Consider the following 20,166-nt stretch of genomic DNA (forward strand, 5'->3'; position numbering starts at 1 on the left):
ACCATGGCCCACGTGCTCGGCCAGAACCAGTACGGCAAGGCGGAGAACCGCGTCGTACGGATCACCCGCAACGGCAACCGCCACGAGATCCGGGACCTGAACGTCTCCGTCGCCCTCTCCGGCGACCTCAGCGACGTGCACCTCACCGGCTCGAACGCGAACTGCCTGCCCACGGACACGACCAAGAACACCGTGTTCGCCTTCGCCAAGAAGTTCGGCATCCAGTCGCCGGAGAACTTCGGCATACTCCTGGCCCGCCACTTCGTGGACGACACCCCGCCGATCCACCGGGCGCGGATCCGGGTCGAGGAGTACGTCTGGGACCGCATCGCGACACCCGACAACAACGCGCGCTTCATCGGCAGCGAGCAGGTCGGCCACTCCTTCGTGCGCCGCGGCACCGAGGTGCGCACCTCCGAGATCGTCTACGACGGCACCGGCTTCCAGATCATCTCCGGTCTCAAGGACCTGACCGTGATGAACTCCACCAACTCGGAGTTCTGGGGCTACATCAAGGACGAGTACACCACCCTCAAGGAGGCGTACGACCGGATCCTGGCCACCCAGGTCACCGCGCGCTGGAAGTTCGGCTTCACCGGCGTCGACAACGAGGCGGAGCCCAACTGGGACCGCTCGTACCAGCAGGTCCGCAAGCACCTGCTGGAGGCCTTCGCCGAGACCTACTCCTACTCGCTCCAGCAGACCCTGTACTCCATGGGCACCCGCGTGCTGAACAACCGCGCCGAGGTGGACGAGGTCCGCATGGAGATGCCGAACAAGCACCACTTCCTGGTGGATCTGGAGCCGTTCGGTATGGAGAACGACAACGAGGTCTACTACGCTGCGGACAGGATGTACGGCCTCATCGAGGGCACCGTGCACCGCGAGGGCGTCACCCCGGTCATCCCGGTCGCCTGACGCACGGCCTCCCGGCCACGTAGCCTCGTAGCAGAGCACGAGCTGTACCCCAGGGATTCTCCCGTCGTCCCGCCCTGGGCAGCAGTACCCGACGGCGGTACCCCTACTTCTAGGGCGAGAGCGCAGCGGCATCGCCACCGCTGCGCCTCCCGAGCCGCCATCGAGGAGCACGAAGATGACTGACCTCCCGGTCGAGCGCATCGTCATCGAGAACGCCGCCATCGCCACCGTCGACGCGCTGGACACCGAGCACACGCGCGGCCACGTCGTGATCGCCGGCAACATCATCGAGTCCGTCGGCGAGGGCCCCGCCCCCGCCTGGCTCGACAACGTGGTGCGCCGGATCAACGCCGAGGGCCATCTGGTCACCCCCGGCCTGGTCAACACCCACCACCACTTCTACCAGTGGATCACCCGCGGCCTGGCCCAGGACAACATCCTGTTCGACTGGCTGGTCGCGCTCTACCCGACCTGGGCCCGGATCGACGACAAGCTCGTCCACGCCGCCTCCCAGGGCAGCGCCGCCGCGCTGCTCAAGTCGGGCTGCACCACCGCCTCTGACCACCACTACGTCTTCCCGCAGGGCGGCGGCGACATCCTGGGCGCCTCCATCGAGGCCGTCTCCGAGCTCGGCATGCGCTTCACCGCGCTGCGCGGCTCGATGTCCCGCGGCAAGAGCGACGGCGGCCTGCCGCCGGACCACGCGGTGGAGAAGACCGAGGACATCCTGATCGCCTCCGAGGCGGCCGTGGACAAGTGGCACGACGCCTCCTTCGGCTCGATGCTGCACGTCGCCATCGCCCCCTGCTCGCCGTTCTCGGTGACCACGGAGCTGATGAAGGAGGCCGCCGAGCTCGCCCGCCGCAAGGGCGTCCGGCTGCACACCCACGGCTCGGAGACGGCCGAGGAGGAGCAGTTCTGCAAGGAGCTGTTCGGCATGGGCCCGACGGACTACTTCGAGTCGGTCGGCTGGCTCGGCGAGGACGTGTGGATGGCGCACTGCGTCCACATGAACGACTCGGACATCAAGAAGTTCGCGGAGACCGGCACCGGCGTCGCCCACTGCCCCTCCTCCAACGCGCGCCTCGCGGCCGGCATCGCCCGCGTGCCCGACATGATGGCCGCCGGCGTCCCGGTCGGCCTCGGCGTGGACGGCACCGCCTCCAACGAGTCCGGCGAGCTGGGCACCGAGCTGCGCAACGCGCTGCTGATCAACCGACTGCACGGCCGCCCCGACGCCCTGACGGGCCGCCAGGCGCTGCGCCTGGGCACCATGGGCGGCGCCCGAGTGCTGGGCCGCCAGGCCGAGATCGGCTCGATCGAGGTCGGCAAGCTGGCCGACCTGGCACTGTGGAAGATCGACGGCATCATGCACTCCTCGATCGCCGACCCGGTCGCCGCCCTCACCATGGGCGCGCTCCCGCCGCTGTCGCTGCTGCTGGTCAACGGCAAGCCGGTCGTCGAGAACGGCACTCTCACCCGGGTGAACGAGGACCGCATCGCCAAGGCGTGCGCGGACGCGGCCAAGGAGCTCGCCTCGCGCGGCTGACCCGCCGTTTCCCTTCCGCACTGAACGCTCAAGACTCCGGGCACGCACTGGGACGGTGTGCTGCCCGGACTCCTCGGCGCGCTCGCGCGCGGGGGAGCCGAGCCCCGGACCCACGGCGAGGGTCCGGGGCTTCGGCGTTCCCTTTGGGCATACCAGCGGGTATGTTGTGCGCAACGTACTGGCGAGTAGGCAAGGCAAGGAGCGGCGCCGATGAGGGCTGTCCAGATCACCGAGTTCGGCGGACCCGAGGTCCTGCGCCTGGCGGACGTACCGGAACCGGCCCCCCAGCCGGGCCAGCTGCTGATCGACGTCACCGGCGCGGGCGTCAACTACGCGGACACCCACGCGGTCGAGGACTCCTACCTCTCCCGCAGCACGCTGCCGATGATCCCCGGCGGCGAGGTCGTCGGCACCGCGCAGGACGGCCGCCGCGTCGTCGCCCTGACCGCGACCGGCGGCTACGCCGAACGCGCCTGCGCCTGGGAGGCCATGGCGACGGAGGTCCCCGAGGAGGTCTCGGACGCGGCCGCGCTGGCGCTGGTGGTCCAGGGCCTCACGGCCTGGAACCTGCTGCGCACCTCGGCGCGGATCGCGCCGGGCGAGTCCGTCGTCGTCCACGCCGCCGCCGGCGGCACGGGCTCGCTGGCCGTCCAGCTCGCCCGCCGCTTCGGCGCGGGCCGGGTCCTCGCCACGGCCTCGACGAAGGAGAAGCGCGACCTCGCCCTGTCCCTGGGCGCGGACGAGGCCGTCGACGGCGACCCCGAGGGCCTCAAGGAGCGGCTGATCGAGGCGAACGGCGGCAAGAAGGTCGACATCGTCCTGGAGATGACCGGCGGCCCCGTCTTCGACGCCTCCCTCGCGGCCCTCGCCCCGTTCGGCCGCCTGGTCACCTACGGCCTGGCCTCCCGCCAGGACCCGACCCCGATCCAGGCCACCGCCCTGATGGGCCGCTCCCAGGCCGTCATCGGCTTCTGGCTGATGCACGCCCTCGGCCGCCCCGAGCTGCACGCACAGCCCATGGCCGAGCTGCTCGACCTGGTCGCCAAGGGCGAGCTCGTGCCGCAGGTCGGGGGCACATATCCCCTGGCGGACGCGCGAGTTGTGCACGAGGCGCTGCGCTCGCGGGCGACGACTGGGAAGCTGGTGCTCGACCCCCGGAGGTGAACCGTGTCCAAACGCACCCGTAAGCGGGCGTGGCGCAGACGCAAGGCGAACCACGGCAAGCGACCCAACTGCAGATAGGCGCGACGAGGGAGGCCCGGCAGGGCCTCCCTTTCTGCTTGCCGCCCTTGCGCTTGTTACTCAACCGACGTACTTTTTACTCATGCCAGTAAAAGGCGAATCCCGATCCGTCACGGCGAACGCCCGCCGCGCGCAGATCCTGACCGCGACGATCGAGACGATCGCCGAGCTCGGCTACGGCCAGGCCTCCTTCGCGCGGATCGCGGAGCGGGCGGGGCTCAGCAGCACGCGGCTGATCTCGTACCACTTCGCCGGCAAGGACGAGCTGATCTCCGCCCTGATCGCCGACGTCTACGCGGACATGGGCCGCTTCATGGCCGAACGAATGGCGGACTGCGCCGACGCACGGGACGCACTTGCCACCTACATCCGCTCGGTCGTCGCCTACATCGCCGCGCACCGCGCCCAGATGCAGGCCCTGATGTCGGTCTTCCTCGGCTACCGCAGCGAGTCCGGCGCGAGCAGCTACGACGCGGACTCGGAGCGCGAGGTGCTGGGCCACCTCCAGGGGATCCTGCGCGCGGGACAGGAGAGCGGCGCGTTCCGGCCGTTCGACACCTTCGTGATGGCGGCCACGGTCCAGCGCTCGATCGACGGCCTGCCGTTCCTGCTGCGCACCGCACCCGACCTCGATCTCGAGGCCTACGCCGAGGAGTTGGCCGAACTCTTCGACCGCGCGACCAGGAGCGCGCCATGACCACGGCCCGAAGCCTGCGGGTCCTGCGTGCGGTGGCCGGGTTCGCCGTCCCGACCGCGCTCTTCTACGGCCTGCGCGCGATGGGCGTCGGCATCTACCTCACCCTGGTCATCGCCTCCGTCCTGCCGGCCCTGCTCGGCCTGTGGACCCTGCTGCGCTCGCGCAAGGTCGACGGACTGGCCCTCTACATGCTGGTCCTGATGCTGCTCAGCACCGGCGTCTCGCTGATCGGCGGCAGCCCACGCTTCCTGCTGAGCCGCGAGGCCTGGCTGACGGGGGTGACCGGCGCCTGGTTCATCGGCTCCGTCTGGACCGCCCGGCCCCTCGCCTTCCACTACACCCGCCCGATGCTGGAACACCGCAAGGGCCGCGCCGCGATCCCCGGCGACTGGGACGACCTGTGGGAACGCCTGCCCGGCTTCCGCCGCGTCTGGCGCGTCGGCAGCGTGCTCTGGGGCGTCGCCCTGCTGGCGGACTCGGCCGTCCGCGTGGTGATGGCCTACACCCTCCCGGTCGACGAGGTCCCGGCGCTCGGCACGGCGCTGTACCTGGCGACGTCAGTGGTGCTGATCGTGATCACCAACGTCTACTACTTCGCCTCCGGCCTCTACGACCGGCGCTCGTCGCTGTACGCCCCACCGGCCGCGGAGAATTCCTGAAATCCGTGCCCTCGCGGCTTCCTGAAACCGGGTCACCACGGGTCCTGGCCGACCCGCCCACGGCTTCCCTGGCGGAACGTGGCGCCCGGGGTCGACCACCGCGCGGCGGCCGCTCACCGGCCCGCTCACCAGCTCGACATACCCGCTCTGACCTGGTGCTTCTCTGATTCTCCCCTAGGCTGACGGTTTCTGCCGGACGCTGTCGGAGGGGACATCATGAGCGACGAGACCGTCAGGTTCGACGCCAGTCAGATCAAGGTGCTGGAGTGGCCGGAGGCCGTCCGCAGGCGGCCCGGGATGTATATCGGCTCGACCGGGGAGCGGGGACTGCACCAGCTGGTCTTCGAGGTCGCCGACCAAGCGGTGCACGAGGCCCTGACCGGTCGGGCCGGCCGTGTCGACATCCGCCTCACGGCCGACGGCGGCGTTCGTGTCGCTGACAACGGCCCGGGCATCCCGATCGAGGACGACGATCGCCCCGGCCTCACATCGCTGCTGACCCGCCTGTGCCTCCGAGCCACCCACAGGGGCCGTCACGAGGTCCATCTCTCCCGCTTCGGCCTCGGCCCGTCCGTCGCCAACGCTCTTTCCTCCCGTCTCACGGCCGAGGTGCACCTCGACGGGACCCGTTGGACCGGGGAGTACGCGCGTGGGGTCGCCGTCAGCCCGCTCACCGCGGTCGGGCCGACGGCCGACAGCGGGACGGTCATCACGTTCCGGCCGGATCCGGAGATCTTCCACACGGTGGAGTTCTCGTTCGACACGCTCGCCGACCGCTTCAGGGAACTGGCTTTCCTCAATCGACCCCTGGATGTTTCCCTGACCGGCGAGCGGCGGTCGTTGCGGCTCCGGTTCCCGGGCGGGGCAAGGGACTTCGTGGCCTTTCTCGACGAGCCCGCCCGGACAGCGGTCCACCACTCGGACGTCATCGGCTTCGAACGCGACGACCCGCAGATGGAGGGGACGATGGAGATCGCCTTCCGCTGGTCCCACTCCCCCGAGGAGCGGATCCGAGGCTTCGCCAACAGCCTGGCGACTCGCGGCGGGACCCACCTGGAGGGATTCCGCGACGGGGTCGTCGCCGCAGTGACCTCCCACGCACGCGCGCACGGGCGGTTCGCGGCCGCCGAGCGGGTCACCGCGGGTCTGACCGCCGTGGTGTCGGTGAAGCTGGACCAGATCGAGCTCGAGGGCGCCTGCCGGGACGTCCTGGGCAACGGGGCCGTACGGACCTCCGTGCGGCGAGCCGTGGAGGAGGAGCTCAGCCGGTGGCTGGCGGACCATCCGGAGCAGGCCAGGGCTCTCGTCGAGCGGGCGCAATAAGCGGCGCCTCGCGAAGGACCTCCCCAGGTTTCGCGAGACGCCGCTGATCAGGACCGGGTTACAGAAGGGCGTAACCCGGAAGCGTGAGGAAGTCGGCGAAGTCCTCCGCCAGCGCGACCTGTTCGAAGAGGCGCGCCGCGTCGTTCCAGCGGCCCGCGTCGAACGTGGCGTCGCCCAGTTCGGCGCGGAGCTCCGCCAGTTCGGCGGAGACCAGCTCGCGGACGAGTTCGGCGATGACCTTCTCGCCGGAGTCGGCCAGCACCACACCGTTGTTGATCCACTGCCAGACCTGCGAGCGCGAGATCTCGGCGGTGGCGGCGTCCTCCATCATGTTGAAGATGGCCACCGCGCCGAGGCCGCGCAGCCACGCCTCGATGTAGCGGACGCCGACCTGGACGGCGTTGTGCAGCCCGACGTGGGTGCAGCTGCCGCCGGCCGCGGCGATGTCCAGCAGCTGGTCGGGGGTGACCTCGCCCGCCGGGACGACCTGCTTCTGGTTCGGCGCGTCGGCCAGGACCGCGTCGAAGGCCGCGCGGCAGACCGGGACCAGGTCGGGGTGGGCGACCCAGGAGCCGTCGAAGCCGTTGGCGGCCTCGCGGTCCTTGTCGGTCTGGACCTTCTCCAGCGCGGCGGCGTTGACCTCGGCGTCGCGGCGGGAGGGGATGAACGCGGCCATGCCGCCGATCGCGTGCGCACCGCGCCGGTGGCACGTCTGCACCAGGAGCTGGGTGTACGCGCGCATGAACGGCGAGGTCATGCCCACGCTGTTGCGGTCAGGAAGGATGTAGTGGTCACCGGCGTCACGGAAGTTCTTGACGATGGAGAAGAGGTAGTCCCAGCGGCCCGCGTTCAGGCCGGCCGCGTGCTCGCGCAGCTCGTAGAGGATCTCCTCCATCTCGAACGCGGCGGTGATCGTCTCGATCAGCACCGTGGCGCGGATCGTGCCGCGCGGGATGCCGAGGGCCTCCTGCGCGTACACGAAGACCTCGTTCCAGAGGCGGGCCTCCAGGTGGCTCTCGGTCTTCGGCAGGTAGAAGTACGGGCCGGAGTTCGGGTCCTGCTCGCCGCGGGCCAGCAGCCGGGCCGCGTTACGGAAGAAGTACAGGCCGAAGTCGAAGAACGCGCCGGCGACCGGCTCGCCGTCGACGAGGAGGTGCGCCTCGTCCAGGTGCCAGCCGCGCGGGCGGACCACGATGGTGGCGAGCTCCGCGTCGGGCCTCAGCGCGTAGGACTTGCCCTCGGGGGTGGTGAAGTCGATCCGGCGCTCCAGGGCGTCGGTCAGGTTCAGCTGGCCGTCGACCGCGTTGTGCCAGGTCGGCGAGGTGGCGTCCTCGAAGTCGGCGAGCCAGACCTTGGCGCCGGAGTTGAGGGCGTTGATCGCCATCTTGCGGTCGGTCGGGCCGGTGATCTCGACCCGGCGGTCGTCCAGCGCGCGCGGGGCGGGGGCGACCTGCCACTCGGCGGCGCGGACGTCGGCGGTCTCGGGAAGGAAGTTCAGCGTCCCGGTCTTGGCGATCCGGGCGCGGCGCTCCTTCCGCAGTGCGAGCAACTCACGGCGCCGCGCGCCGAAACGGCGGTGCAGGTCGGCCACGAAGGCCAGCGCGGCGGGGGTCAGCACCTCGTCGCCGCGTTCCACCGCCGGACCGACGACCTCGACCCCGGTGAGGGGAGGTTCGCTCACGGTTTCCTGTGCTGCACCCATGTGCGCGGGCTCCTCGTCAGACTCAGAAGTTACGGATGATCGAAAGCGCCCTGTGCGGTGCGCTTCGCTTCTGTAAGGTGGAGGCTAGTTTCCGCGATACAGAAATTCAACACTTTGTTGAGTTTGCTTGCCGCCCCCTGCCAGGAAGGCCGTTGTGGTGACCTCTTCCATCCCGCTGGACGCTGCGTCCGCGGGCGCCGACCGCACCGGTGGCGTCCAGTCGGTCGAGCGCGCCTTCCAGCTGCTCGAGGTCCTCGCCGAGGCGGGCGGGGTCAGCACCCTGAGCGATCTGGCGACGGTGTCCGGCCTGCCGATGCCGACCATCCACCGCCTGGTCCGCACGCTGGTCCAGCAGGGATATGTCCGTCAGGACACGGCTCGACGCTACACCTTGGGGCCGCGGCTGATCCGTCTCGGCGAGACGGCGGGTCGACTGCTGGGCAGTTGGGCCCGGCCGTTCCTCGGCGAGCTGATGGAGACCACGGGCGAGACGGCGAACCTCGCCGTCCTGGAGGCCGGCGAGGTCGTCTACGTCGGCCAGGTGCCCTCGCGGCACTCGATGCGGATGTTCACCGAGGTCGGCCGCAGGGTGCAGCCGCACTGCACGGCCGTGGGCAAGGTCCTCCTCGCCCAGCTGCCGCGCACGGAGGCCCTGTCCGTCCTGGGCAACGGCCCGCTCCCGGCCCACACGGTGCACACGGTGACCTCCCCCGACGCGCTGCTCACGCAGTTCGAGGAGGCGCGGACCAGCGGCTACGCGGTGGACGACCAGGAGCAGGAGATCGGCGTCCGCTGCATCGCCGTCGTCGTCCCCGGCGCGCCCACTCCGACCGCCCTCTCCATCTCCGGCCCCGAGGCCCGCGTCCGCGCCCTGGAATCCCGCGCCGGCGCCCGCGCGCTCATCCCGGAGATGCAGGAGATCGCCACCCGCCTCGGCACTGCGCTGGCCTCGAGCGGCTGACCCGATCTGCGCCTCCGGCGCGCGAGCGGGTTCACGCGCTTCGCGACGGCGAGCCAGTTGCACCGTCCAGGGGCGCGGGGAACTGCGCGGGGAACCACCCGGTGCGGATGGCCCTGCACGCTCGGGGACTCAGGCCGTGGGTGGCTTGTCGCGCAGTTCCCCGCGCCCCTGATAGTGCAACGAACCCTCTGCGGTGACCTGGCGCACCCGCGCGCCGGAAGCGCGCAGTTCCTCGCGCCCCTGGCGAAGCGCGGCGAACTGTTCCGGGGTGTCGACGTCGTCCGGGGTGGCCACGTCGCCGCATTCGACGAGGTGCAGATCCGCCGCGTGCGCACGCAACAGCGCACGCGCGCCGGCGTCGCCCACCGCGCCCTCCCGTGCCTCGGCGAGATAGCGCGCGCCGATGTAGACCGGATGCCCCCGCTCCCCCGCGTAGCTCGCCGCGGCCAGCTCCGCGCCGGAGCGCAGCACGCGGGAGACCGCCTCCGGCGTGACGCCGGGGGTGTCCACGAGGCCGATCAGCACGCCGGGGGCGTCCACGCCGGTGAGGCCCAGCCGCAGCGAGGAACCCATGCCCGACGCCCAGTCCACGTTGACCAGGACCTCCGCGTCCCCCAGCTCCGCCGTCCGCAGGACCTCCGCCGACGCGGCGCCCAGCACCAACCGGATCCGCTCGCAGCCGCCGGCCCGCAGCACGCCCAGCGCGTGCTCCACCATCGGCCGCCCGCGGTAGGGCAGCAGGGCCTTGGGGCGATTGCCCAGGCGGCGACCGCCCCCCGCCGCCAGCAGGAGTCCCAGAGCGTCCATGACTCAAGCATGGCGAAGAAACCGGGGCCCTGGCCTTGGATGAATGCACAAGGCGCCTGCCCGGCGCCCTCGCGTTCACCGGGCCTTCACCCGCTGGACCGGAGCGCTCCGGCCCGGTTCTACTGGCACGATGCCGCGCACTACCCACCCCGCCCCGCTGCTGGACCGGTTCGGCCGCGTCCACACCGACCTGCGGGTCTCCCTCACCGACCGCTGCAACCTGCGCTGCACGTACTGCATGCCGGCCGAGGGACTGGACTGGCTGCCCAAGCCCGACCTGCTCACCGACGAGGAGCTGATGCGTCTGGTCCGGATCGCGACCACCGGGCTCGGCATCCGCTCGCTCCGGCTGACCGGCGGCGAGCCGCTGCTGCGGCGCGGACTGCCGGACCTGATCGCCGGCTTCGCCTCGCTGCCTGACGCGCCGGAGCTGTCACTGACCACCAACGGCATCGGCCTCGCCCGCCAGGCGGACGCCCTGCGCGCGGCGGGCCTGCACCGGGTCAACGTCAGCCTGGACACGCTGCGGCCCGAGCGCTTCCGCGCCCTCACCCGCCGCGACCGGCTCGCGGACGTGCTCGACGGGCTCGCCGCGGCCAAGCGCGCCGGCCTCGACCCGGTGAAGGTCAACGCCGTGCCGGTGCGCGGCGTCAACGACGACGAGCTGACCGAGCTCACGGCGTGGGCGGTCGAGCACGGTTACCGGCTGCGCTTCATCGAGTCGATGCCGCTGGACGCCCAGGGCGCCTGGGACCGCGAGCGGATGGTGACGGCCGACGAGATCCTGGCCGCGCTCGGCCGCGTCTTCACGCTGGAACCGGTGGCCCGCGCCGACGCGGGGCGCGACGCGAACGCCCCCGCCGAGCAGTGGCGGATCGCCGGCACGGACGCGGTGGTCGGCGTGATCGCCAGCGTGACGCGACCCTTCTGCGGCGGCTGCGACCGGGTCAGGCTCACCGCGGACGGACAACTGCGCAACTGCCTCTTCGCCACCGAGGAGTCGGACCTGCGCGCCCTGCTGCGCGGCGGCGCGGACGACGAGGCGATCGAGTCCGCCTGGCGCTCCTGCATCGCCGGCAAGGGCCCCGGCCATGCCATCAACAGCGCCGACTTCCGCCGCCCCGAGCGCCCCATGTCCGCCATCGGCGGGTGAGAGCGGTCCGGCGCGGCCCCCGGTGATCGGGTCCCGGCCGGAAACAGACACCGATTCGCATTCCGCTTGCCGGAAGGATCGGGGAGCATGGAACCCTGGGCGCACGGCGTGCGTAGTCTCAGGAGACGGCACTCCGGGAGCCGGTCGCCATGCTGCCGGTCGACCGGAGCCCCCGAAAGAAGTGGACGGTCCCTCATGTCAGGTTCACCCAAGCCCGTCCGCTGTCCCTCCTGCCGCAGGGAGCACGCGTATGAACCGCCGGTGTTCCCCTGCCCGTGCGGCGCCGCGCTGAAGATCCCGCTGCTGCAGGGCGGAGTGCCGGTGCAGGTGCGCTTCCGGTCGTGGGAGGACTCCTGGCTCAGCATGCGCTGCCCGTCCTGCGGGCGCTCCGAGCAGTGGCCGCAGCCCGAGTTCACCTGCGGCTGCGGGGCGACGGTGCGACTGCCCGTGGACACCGCGCGGCGGCCTCAGCCGGTCGGCGGGCAGCTCCCGCCGGTCGCACCGGTCCAGCCGGTGCGGCCCGCGGCGCAGGGGATCGCGCCGGTGCAGGCCGCCCAGCCCGGCCAGCCGCCACGGGCGCTCGCCCGCAAGCCGTTCCTGCCGCATCCGGTGCGGACCTCGGACGACGCCGTGCTGGCCGCCGCCCGCTATCTGGAATGGCTGGGCTTCGGCGAGCTGGAGGTCTCCGACTCGCAGGACCGCGAGGGCGTCTGCCTGCTCGGCCCGACGATCGTGGCCCAGGTGGACACCTGGACCGAACCGGCCGATCTGCGGGCGGTGGAGTGCCTCTGGCTGAACACCCTGCACGGTGACGAACTGCTTCCGGCGATGTTCACTCTCGCGGGTTATTCGCTCGAAGCCCGCAACAGGGCGGACCAGTTGCTCGTTGCGCTCTTCGAGCTCGATCTCACCGGCATGCCGCAGGCGGTGAACACCGCCGCCAGGGAGCTGGTCCGCAACTCCTCGCGTCCATGATCTGGCGCGCCCCGCCGCCCGCGTGTTGAATGACCGTCACCGAGGGCGACCAATGGCGGCCGACGACGGTTGCAGTGAGGGGCGGTGGCGTGTCCTTGTCCGAGCGGACAGCGGAGCAGCCGGCGACAGGGGGTAGGACGGGCTCCGGTTGGGGCCCGGGAACGGACGAGCAGGTCTGGCTGCTGCGCTCACGCGGCTGCTGGCAGCCGGCCGCGGCGCTCCTCGGCGAGGGACCGGACGCCGCCGTCGAACGGGCGGAGCTGCTGATCGAGGCGGCCTTCTTCACCGGCCGCGGCTGGGACGACGCGGAGGCCGCGCTGCGCGCCGCCGAGGCCCTGGTCACCAACAACAGCCAGCGCGCGGCCACGTCCTGTGCCCGCGGCTTCCTCGCCTACGGCGCGACGGTGATGAAGGTCCACGACCGGCTGGACGAGGCCCAGGCCGCGCTCGGCCGCGCCTCGGCGCTGCTGCCGCCGGACGACCCGGCCCGCCCGCTGCTGGACTTCCGCCGCGGTCTGATCGCCCACGCGCTGCTGGGCGACGCGACCGCGGGCCGCGCGGCCTACCGCCGCGCCCACGCGGGGGCCGAGCAGCAGCAGGACGCGCACCTGCTCTCCTACACCTGGCGGCACCTGGCCTCGATCGCCCAGGAGGACGGCAACGTGGCCGGTGCGCGGCACGGCTACGCCGAGTCCCTGCGCCTGCGCGAGCAGACCGGCTTCGCGATCGGCATCGCCCCGGCACTGGCCACGCTGGCGGAGGTCTCCCCGGCGCCGGAGGCCGCGCAGCTGCGGGCGGAGGCGCGTCGCCTGGTCACGGCGTTCGCGGGCACGCCGTTCTGGCTCGTGCTGGACTGAGGCCGGTCACTCAATCAGATGATCTGATACGGCAGTTGCCAATCATCACCCGTCCTGGTGTATCCGTCCCAAAACCACACGATCGTCTCTCCCGCTCCGTAAGGATGGATCCGCCTCGGGCGCCTGCCGGGGCGAGAGCGGGAGGAGACGGGCGACGATGAGATTGAGCGACAGCACACTGGGGTGGTTCCTCGCCCTCACGGCGATGCTGCTGGTGGTGGCCGTCCTGCTGGTCGTGCTGCGCGCCCGGCTGGGCCGCGCCCGGGTCGGCGACAGCTGGGAGCGCAGTGAGGAGCGCCGCCGGCGCAAGGAGACGGTCTACGGCTCCGCCTCGTACCTGCTGCTCTTCTGCTGCGCGGCGGTGGCCGGCGCGCTGTCCTTCCACGGCCTGGTCGGCTTCGGCCTGCAGAACCTCGGGCTCTCAGGGGGCTGGGAGTACCTGGTGCCCTTCGGGCTGGACGGCGCGGCGATGTTCTGCTCGGTCCTGGCCGTGCGCGAGGCCAGCCACGGCGACGCGGCGCTCGGCTCCCGCAGCCTGGTCTGGCTCTTCGCGGCGGCCTCGGCCTGGTTCAACTGGGTCCACGCCCCGCGCGGCATCGACCACCACGGCGCTCCGCAGTTCTTCGCTGGCATGTCGCTCTCGGCGGCGATCCTCTTCGACCGCGCGCTCAAGCAGACCCGCAAGGCGGCGCTGCGCGAGCAGGGCCTGGTGCCGCGGCCGCTGCCGCAGATCCGGGTCGTCCGCTGGCTCCGCGCACCGCGCGAGACGTACGCGGCCTGGTCGCTGATGCTGCTGGAGAACGTCCGCAGTCTGGACGAGGCGGTGGACGAGGTCCGCGAGGACAAGCGCGCCCGCCTGCGGGAGCGCGGCCACCCCCAGCCCCTCCGCGCGCTGGGCGGCTCCCGCCGCGTGCCCCAGCTCCCCCGCCCTTCGCCTGCGGCGCGCGACGCCGGCCCCGGGGAGCCTGCGATAGGGGCCGCCCCGGACCGCGTCTTCGACCTGACGGCCGAGGACGACACCGTCACCCTCCCCCGCGCCAGCGCCTGGGACTCCCTGGAACAGAAGCTCAAGGACCTCGAGAAGCTCTACGGCTGACGGTTGCCTGCACAGCGACAGGTAGTTGCCCCGTCAGGGGCGCGGGGAACTGCGCGCCAAGCCACTGACATGCAGATGGTCTCAACGCGCAGGGCCATCCGCACAGGGTGGTCGCTCGCGCAGTTCCCCGCGCCCCTGACGGGGCTCAGGCGGCGTCGGAGAGCAGTTCGAACCACATGCGCTTGCCGCTGCCGTTCGGGTCCACGCCCCACGCGTCGCTGAGGGCTTCGACCAGCATCAGGCCGCGGCCCGAGGACGCCTGCTCGCCAGGCGTCCGGCGCTTGGGCCACTGGTCGGACTCGTCCTCGACCTCGATCCGGAGGCGGGCCTGGCCGGAGTCCGCGTCGCGGAACAGGCGGGCGGTGAGCATCGCGTCGCGGTCGGTGTGGACGAGGGCGTTGGTGACCAGCTCGGAGGCCAGCAATTCCACTGTGTCGGTGAGGTCGCCCACGCCCCAGCGGCGCACCGCGTCCCGCAGCTCGGCGCGGACCTCCGCGATCCGCGCGAGGTCGGCCTGGCCGATCCTGCGGCGCAACTGCTCCCGCGGGCGGGTGTCCGCCGGGCCCTCCCAGCGCAGCAGCAGCAGGGCGATGTCGTCGTCGCGCTCGTGGCTGTCCGCCGCCGCGCGGGCGACGCGGTCGGCCAGTGCGCCGAGGTCCCGGTCCTCGCCGGCCACGAAGACCCGGCGCAGCCGTTCCATTCCCTCGTCCAGGTCCACCCGGCGCGTCTCGACCAGTCCGTCCGTGCAGAGCAACAGGATCTCGCCGGGGTCGAGCGTGAAGCGGCTGACCGGGTACTCCTGCTCGGGATCGACGCCCAGCGGCAGGCCGCCGTCGATGTGCTGGACGGCCGCGCTGCCGTCCGCCCGGCGGACCAGCGGGTTGAGGTGGCCCGCCCGGACCGCGTAGACGACGCCGTAGTCGACGTTCACCTCCGCGTACAGGCAGGTGGCGAAGTGCCCGGTGTCCAGGTCCGCGAGGAAGCGCGAGGCGCGGGTCATCACCGCGGCCGGCGGGTGGCCCTCCGCCGCGTAGGCGCGCAGCGCGATCCGCAGCTGGCCCATGACTCCGGCCGCGTGCACGTCGTGGCCCTGGACGTCGCCGATGACGACGCCGACGTGGCCGCTGGGGAGGGGGACGACGTCGTACCAGTCGCCGCCGATCTGCAGACCGGTGCCGGCCGGCAGGTAGCGGGCGACGGTGTCGAAGCCCGCCACGGGCGGGACCCGGCGCGGCAGCAGCACCCGCTGCAGGCCCGCGGCCAGCTCGTGTTCGGCGTCGTGCAGCCGGGCCCGCGCCAGCGACTGGCCGACCATGCCGCCCAGCGTGCTCAGCAGCGTCCGCTCCTCGTAGTCGAGGGCACGGTTCTCGTCGAAGCTGACCAGGCAGACGCCGATCGGTCTGCCGCTGGCGACCAGCGGCAGGAAGGCCCAGGCATGCCGCGGGTGGCCCATCACGGGGGGCCAGGCCACGGGGAACCGCTGCCGGTACTCGTCCTGGCTGGCGAGGAACACCGGTGTGCGGGTCCGCAGCGCGAGCGCCGCTGGGTGGTCGGCGTCGAGCGGCACGTGGTCGTGCGGGGGGCGGGACTCGCCGTCGTAGCCCGAGGCGGCCAGGATCTGGATCCGGCCGTTCTCCAGAACCGCCAGCACCAGCCCGTCCGGCGGGATGCCGGGCAGCGGGAGTTCGGTGAAGACGCGGGCGACGTCGGCCGTGGTGACGGCCTCGGACAGGGCCTTGGCGGCCTCACGGATGAACAGCGTACGGTCCTCGCGGACCGTCGCCGCCTGGTCGGCACGGCGGCGCTTGTGCAGTTCGACGGTCGCGTCCCAGACGAAGCCGACCATACGGGCCGGCCGGCCCCGCTCGTCGGCGAGCACCCGGCCGCGGAAGCGGACGGCGTGCATCTCTCCGCTGGGGAAGACGGTGCGGTAGTAGGCGCCGCACTGGCCGAGCTCGGCGACGGCGCGCTCGACCCTGCGCCGCACGACGGGTGCGTCCTCCGGGTGCAGCAGTGCCAGGAACTGCTCGGAGGTGATCGACGGCTCCCCGTCGGGCCCGGCCGCGGCTCTGGCGGCGGCGCCGACCGGGGTACGGCTCGCGGCGAGCTCCTCCAGCCCGAGGATCACCAGCGCGCGGTCGTCGCAGACCAGCCGGTCGGATCGGATGTCCCAGTCCCAGGAGCCGATGCCGTTGGCCGCCATCGCCGGCTCCAGCCAGTCAGGCGCCTGGCTCTGCTGCGGCGGGCGGTGCGCGGGTTGCGGGAGCCGCGGCGGCTGCGGCCTTGGCGCCATCGTTCTCCTGCCCTGCGTGGTGCGCAGTCGTGCGGTGCCCGCTCTCTCCCTGATGGGAGCGGTGCGCGGGCGATCTGGGGTGTATTTCCGGACTTCATCCTGTCCGATGAAATGCCTGGCGGCAATGGAGGCTCGCCCTCCCGTTCCACTCCGGAGGGTCACCGAAGGATTGCCGAGCGATCACGGAACCATCACGAAGCCCCGAACGTCGGGACCTTCGGGGCGTCGACGCGACGTCCTCAGGTCGGCGGAGGGGAAGAAAATCCCGTGAAGGTTCTGATCACCGGCGGGGCGGGTTTCATCGGCAGCACGGTCGCATCCGCCTGCGTCGACGCAGGGATCGTCCCGGTCGTGCTGGACAGCCTGGTCACCGGCCGGCGCGAGTTCGCCGAGGGGCGGCCCTTCTACGAGGGCGACATCGCCGACGGCGCGCTCATCGACCGGATCTTCGAAGAACATCCCGATATCAGCGCGGCGATCCACTGCGCCGCGCTGATCGTCGTGCCCGACTCGGTCGCCCGGCCGCTGCACTACTACCGGGAGAACGTCGCCAAGACCGTCGCCCTGGTCGAGCACCTGCAGCGCAAGGGCTGCCCACGGCTGCTCTTCAGCTCCTCGGCGTCCATCTACGCCCCCGGCGCGGACTTCTCCGTCGACGAGGAGTCCAGGCTCGACCCGCTCTCGCCCTACGCGCGCACCAAGCTGGTCACCGAACTGGTCTTCAAGGACACCGCCGAGGCCACCTCGCTGCGGGTGCTCTCACTGCGCTACTTCAACCCCATCGGCGCGGACCCGAGCCTGCGCACCGGCCTGCAGACGCCGGAGCCCACGCACGCGCTGGGCAAGCTGATCCAGGCGCGGGCCCAGGGCATCCCGTTCCGGATCACCGGGGTCGACTGGCCGACCAGGGACGGCAGCGGCATCCGCGACTACATCCACGTCTGGGACCTCGCCCGTGCCCACGTCGCCGCCCTGCTGCGCTTCGACGAGGTGGTCCCACTGGACGGCCCGCGCTCGTACGAGGTGATCAATCTCGGCACGGGCGAGGGCACGACGGTCCGCGAGCTGGTCGCCGCCTTCGAGTCGGTCACCGGCAGTCCGCTGCCGGTGGAGGCCGCTCCCCCTCGTCCGGGTGACAACGCGGGCGCGTTCAGCCGTACGGGGAAGGCCGAGCGGCTGCTCGGCTGGCGGCCGGAGCTCTCCCTGGAGCAGGGCATCGCCGACACGCTGACCTGGTTCGACCGCCGCGCGTCGGTCCTGGGGGCGTAGCACGGGCAGCCGCACAGGTCAGCACCGCATCCGAGCACCCTTCCGGCTGGTCCGGGCGGGTGCTCGCGTGCGTTGCGGGGCGGCCGGGGCTGGACAGGCGGGCCCCGGCGGGGTTCAATGCGAGAGAAGTTTGAACGGCGTTCTAAACCTTCGAACCAACGATCCGAACCACTGGTGAGGCACCGTGCGACTGACACCCACCGAACGGGACCGGCTGCTGATCTTCACGGCCGCCGAGTTGGCGCGCGCCCGGCGCGCCCGCGGCGTCCGGCTGAACGTGCCGGAGGCGACCGCGCTGATCGCCGACACGGTCTGCGAGGCGGCCCGTGACGGCCGCAGGCTGGCCGAGGCGATCGAGGCCGGGCGGACCGTCCTGACGGCGGACGACATCCTGCCGGGGGTCGCGGACGTGGTGACCACCTTGCAGGTGGAGGCGGTGTTCGAGGACGGCACCCGGCTGTGCGTCATCGACGACCCGTTCCGCGGCGCGGGCTCGCTCGGCCCGGAGGCGCCGGGTGCGGCGCTGCCGGGCGACGGCGCGGGCTACGAGCCCGCCGAGCCCACGGTCCGGCTCCAGGTGCGCAACACGGCCCCGGTCCCGGTGACGGTGACCTCGCACTTCCACTTCTTCGAGGCGAATCCGCGGCTCGCGTTCGACCGTGCGGCGGCCTTCGGGATGCGGCTGGCGGTCCCGGCCGGCTCCTCGGTCCGCTTCGACGCGGGCGCGGTCGTCGAGGTCGGCCTGCTGCCCATCGGCGGCGACCGCATCGTGATCGGCTTCGCCGGACTGGTCGACGGCCCCCTCGACGCCCCCGGCGCCCGCGACGCCGCCCTGGCCAAGGCCACAGCCTGCGGCTACCTGACCAACTTCGAGCAGGAGGAGTCCCGATGAGCGCCAGCGCTTTCGACGCCCAGGGCTGCCACGGGCGTTCCGGTCCGGTCGCACCCTGGGGCGCCATCGACCCGCACGACTACATGGCGGTGCACGGGCCGCGGGCCGGGGACCGGATCCGGCTGGGCGACTCCGGACTGATCATCCGCATCGAAACAGACTCCCAACACCCCGGCGACGAGTTCCTGGCCGGCTTCGGCAAAACCGCCCGCGACGGCCTCCACCTCAAAGCCACCACCGTGAGGGAGACCTGCGACCTCGTCATCTCCAACGTCACCCTCATCGACGCCGTCCAAGGCATCCACAAAACCAGCATCGGCATCCGCGAAGGCCGCATCCACGCCATCGGCCGCGCCGGCAACCCCGACACCCTCGACCACATCGACATCATCGTCGGCACCGGCACCACCATCATCTCCGGCGAAGGCCTCATCGCCACCGCCGGCGCCATCGACACCCACGTCCACCTCCTCTCCCCCCGCATCATGGAAGCCTCCCTCGCCTCCGGCGTCACCACCATCATCGGCCAGGAATTCGGCCCCGTCTGGGGCGTCGGCGTCAACTCCCCCTGGGCCCTACGCCACGCCTTCAACGCCTTCGACGCCTGGCCCGTCAACATCGGCTTCCTCGCCCGCGGCTCCTCCTCCGACCCCGGCCCCCTCATCGAAGCCCTCGCCGAAGGCGGCGCCTCCGGCTTCAAAGTCCACGAAGACATGGGCGCCCACACCCGCGCCCTCGACACCGCCCTGCGCGTCGCCGAAGACCACGACGTCCAAGTCGCCCTCCACACCGACGGCCTCAACGAATGCCTCTCCGTCCAGGACACCCTCGCCGTCCTGGAAGGCCGCACCATCCACGCCTTCCACATCGAAGGCTGCGGCGGCGGACACGTCCCCAACGTCCTCAAAATGGCCGGCGTCCCCAACGTCATCGGCTCCTCCACCAACCCCACCCTCCCCTACGGCCGCGACGCCCTCGGCGAACACTTCGGCATGATCGTCTCCGCCCACGACCTCAAAACCGACCTCCCCGGCGACGCCGCCATGGCCCGCGACCGCATCCGCGCCGGCACCATGGGCGCCGAAGACGTCCTCCACGACCTCGGCGTCATCGGCATCACCAGCAGCGACGCCCAAGGCATGGGCCGCGCCGGCGAAACCGTCCGCCGCACCTTCGCCATGGCCGGAAAAATGAAACACGAACTCGGCCCCCTCGACGGCCACGACAGCTACGGCGACACCCAAGCAGGCGACGACAACGAACGCGTCCTGCGCTACCTCGCCAAACTCACCATCAACCCCGCCATCGCCCACGGCCTCGCCCACGAAATCGGCTCCATCGAAACCGGGAAACTCGCCGACATCGTCCTGTGGCGCCCCGACCACTTCGGCGCCAAACCCCAACTCGTCCTCAAATCCGGCTTCCCCGCCTACGGCGTCACCGGCGACCCCAACGCCTCCACCGACCGCTGCGAACCCCTCGTCCTCGGCCCCCAATTCGGCGCCCACGGCACCACCCCCGCCGACATCTCCGTCGCCTTCGTCGCCACCGCCGCCCTCCACAACGGCGACCACCTCCCCACCCGCCGCCGCCGCGTCCCCGTCCAACACACCCGCGGCATCGGCCCCAAGGACATGCACCGCAACCACCGCCTCGGCACCGTCGACGTCAACCCCACCACCGGCCTCGTCACCCTCGACGGAGACCCCCTCCACTCCCACCCCGCCGACACCGTCACCCTCAGCCGCCTCTACTTCCTCTAGGAGTACGACC

17 protein-coding genes and 1 pseudogene are annotated in these 20,166 nt (G+C 71.8%); 15 read left to right on the forward strand and 3 right to left on the reverse strand.

Annotation, left to right across the window (positions count from 1 at the left end; genetic code table 11):
• Positions 1-3 precede the first annotated feature (3 nt).
• The 7 genes from pucL (at position 4) to BS83_RS17340 (ending at position 6,388) form a co-directional block, all read left to right on the forward strand.
• Positions 4-918, forward strand: a complete 915-nt coding sequence (gene pucL / locus BS83_RS17315; RefSeq protein WP_037604657.1) for a factor-independent urate hydroxylase — start codon at positions 4-6, stop codon at positions 916-918.
• A gap of 175 nt (positions 919-1,093) precedes the next feature.
• Positions 1,094-2,467 (forward strand): 8-oxoguanine deaminase, encoded by a 1,374-nt coding sequence (locus tag BS83_RS17320; protein WP_037604658.1) that lies wholly within the window; start codon positions 1,094-1,096, stop codon positions 2,465-2,467.
• Between the two features lie 210 nt (positions 2,468-2,677).
• A complete protein-coding gene (locus BS83_RS17325) occupies positions 2,678-3,631 on the forward strand; it encodes a quinone oxidoreductase family protein (protein ID WP_037604659.1) in 954 nt (317 codons plus the stop codon).
• A 3-nt stretch (positions 3,632-3,634) separates the two neighbouring features.
• The gene (locus BS83_RS48920; protein ID WP_370096596.1) at positions 3,635-3,709 is read left to right on the forward strand and encodes a 50S ribosomal protein bL37; all 75 of its coding nucleotides are present in this window, start codon (positions 3,635-3,637) and stop codon (positions 3,707-3,709) included.
• An 82-nt stretch (positions 3,710-3,791) separates the two neighbouring features.
• Positions 3,792-4,406 (forward strand): TetR/AcrR family transcriptional regulator, encoded by a 615-nt coding sequence (locus BS83_RS17330; protein WP_037604660.1) that lies wholly within the window; start codon positions 3,792-3,794, stop codon positions 4,404-4,406.
• Positions 4,403-5,065: a VC0807 family protein gene (locus BS83_RS17335; protein WP_051943219.1), complete on the forward strand. Its 663-nt coding sequence runs from the start codon at positions 4,403-4,405 to the stop codon at positions 5,063-5,065. Before BS83_RS17330 ends, BS83_RS17335 begins: the two co-directional genes overlap by 4 nt.
• A gap of 216 nt (positions 5,066-5,281) precedes the next feature.
• Positions 5,282-6,388 (forward strand): ATP-binding protein, encoded by a 1,107-nt coding sequence (locus tag BS83_RS17340; protein ID WP_037604661.1) that lies wholly within the window; start codon positions 5,282-5,284, stop codon positions 6,386-6,388.
• A gap of 58 nt (positions 6,389-6,446) precedes the next feature.
• Here the strand turns inward: BS83_RS17340 and aceB are convergent, their stop codons facing one another.
• On the reverse strand, positions 6,447-8,090 hold the full coding sequence (gene aceB / locus BS83_RS17345; protein ID WP_084713613.1) for a malate synthase A: 1,644 nt from the start codon (positions 8,088-8,090) through the stop codon (positions 6,447-6,449).
• A 154-nt stretch (positions 8,091-8,244) separates the two neighbouring features.
• Between aceB and BS83_RS17350 the strand changes: the two genes are divergently transcribed.
• Entirely contained in the window at positions 8,245-9,051 is an 807-nt protein-coding gene (locus tag BS83_RS17350; protein ID WP_157597215.1) for an IclR family transcriptional regulator, read from the forward strand.
• 246 nt (positions 9,052-9,297) lie between these two features.
• Here BS83_RS17350 and BS83_RS17355 read toward each other — a convergent pair.
• A pseudogene (locus tag BS83_RS17355) lies at positions 9,298-9,858 on the reverse strand (nucleotidyltransferase family protein); the annotation flags it as partial.
• Between the two features lie 130 nt (positions 9,859-9,988).
• On the opposite strand from BS83_RS17355, the gene moaA reads away from it, so the two are divergent.
• From moaA to BS83_RS17375, 4 genes are all read left to right on the forward strand, one after another.
• Positions 9,989-11,011, forward strand: coding sequence for a GTP 3',8-cyclase MoaA (gene moaA, locus BS83_RS17360; protein ID WP_037604664.1), 1,023 nt, complete (start codon positions 9,989-9,991; stop codon positions 11,009-11,011).
• A gap of 261 nt (positions 11,012-11,272) precedes the next feature.
• The gene (locus BS83_RS17365; protein ID WP_332262337.1) at positions 11,273-11,986 is read left to right on the forward strand and encodes a hypothetical protein; all 714 of its coding nucleotides are present in this window, start codon (positions 11,273-11,275) and stop codon (positions 11,984-11,986) included.
• A gap of 95 nt (positions 11,987-12,081) precedes the next feature.
• Entirely contained in the window at positions 12,082-12,843 is a 762-nt protein-coding gene (locus BS83_RS17370; RefSeq protein ID WP_332262338.1) for a tetratricopeptide repeat protein, read from the forward strand.
• A gap of 157 nt (positions 12,844-13,000) precedes the next feature.
• On the forward strand, positions 13,001-13,939 hold the full coding sequence (locus BS83_RS17375) for a DUF2637 domain-containing protein (protein ID WP_037604666.1): 939 nt from the start codon (positions 13,001-13,003) through the stop codon (positions 13,937-13,939).
• Positions 13,940-14,084: 145 nt separating this feature from the next.
• Here BS83_RS17375 and BS83_RS17380 read toward each other — a convergent pair whose 3' ends face one another.
• A complete protein-coding gene (locus BS83_RS17380) occupies positions 14,085-16,232 on the reverse strand; it encodes an ATP-binding SpoIIE family protein phosphatase (protein ID WP_084713615.1) in 2,148 nt (715 codons plus the stop codon).
• Between the two features lie 267 nt (positions 16,233-16,499).
• Here BS83_RS17380 and galE point away from each other — a divergent pair, with 267 nt between their 5' ends.
• The 3 genes from galE (at position 16,500) to BS83_RS17395 (ending at position 20,156) form a co-directional block, all read left to right on the forward strand.
• On the forward strand, positions 16,500-17,501 hold the full coding sequence (gene galE, locus BS83_RS17385; RefSeq protein WP_037604668.1) for a UDP-glucose 4-epimerase GalE: 1,002 nt from the start codon (positions 16,500-16,502) through the stop codon (positions 17,499-17,501).
• Between the two features lie 184 nt (positions 17,502-17,685).
• Positions 17,686-18,393 (forward strand): urease subunit gamma, encoded by a 708-nt coding sequence (gene ureA, locus BS83_RS17390; protein WP_037604669.1) that lies wholly within the window; start codon positions 17,686-17,688, stop codon positions 18,391-18,393.
• Positions 18,390-20,156 (forward strand): urease subunit alpha, encoded by a 1,767-nt coding sequence (locus BS83_RS17395; protein WP_084713617.1) that lies wholly within the window; start codon positions 18,390-18,392, stop codon positions 20,154-20,156. Before ureA ends, BS83_RS17395 begins: the two co-directional genes overlap by 4 nt.
• Positions 20,157-20,166 lie beyond the last annotated feature (10 nt).

Source organism: Streptacidiphilus rugosus AM-16 (assembly GCF_000744655.1).
In the GTDB taxonomy this organism is placed as follows: domain Bacteria; phylum Actinomycetota; class Actinomycetes; order Streptomycetales; family Streptomycetaceae; genus Streptacidiphilus; species Streptacidiphilus rugosus.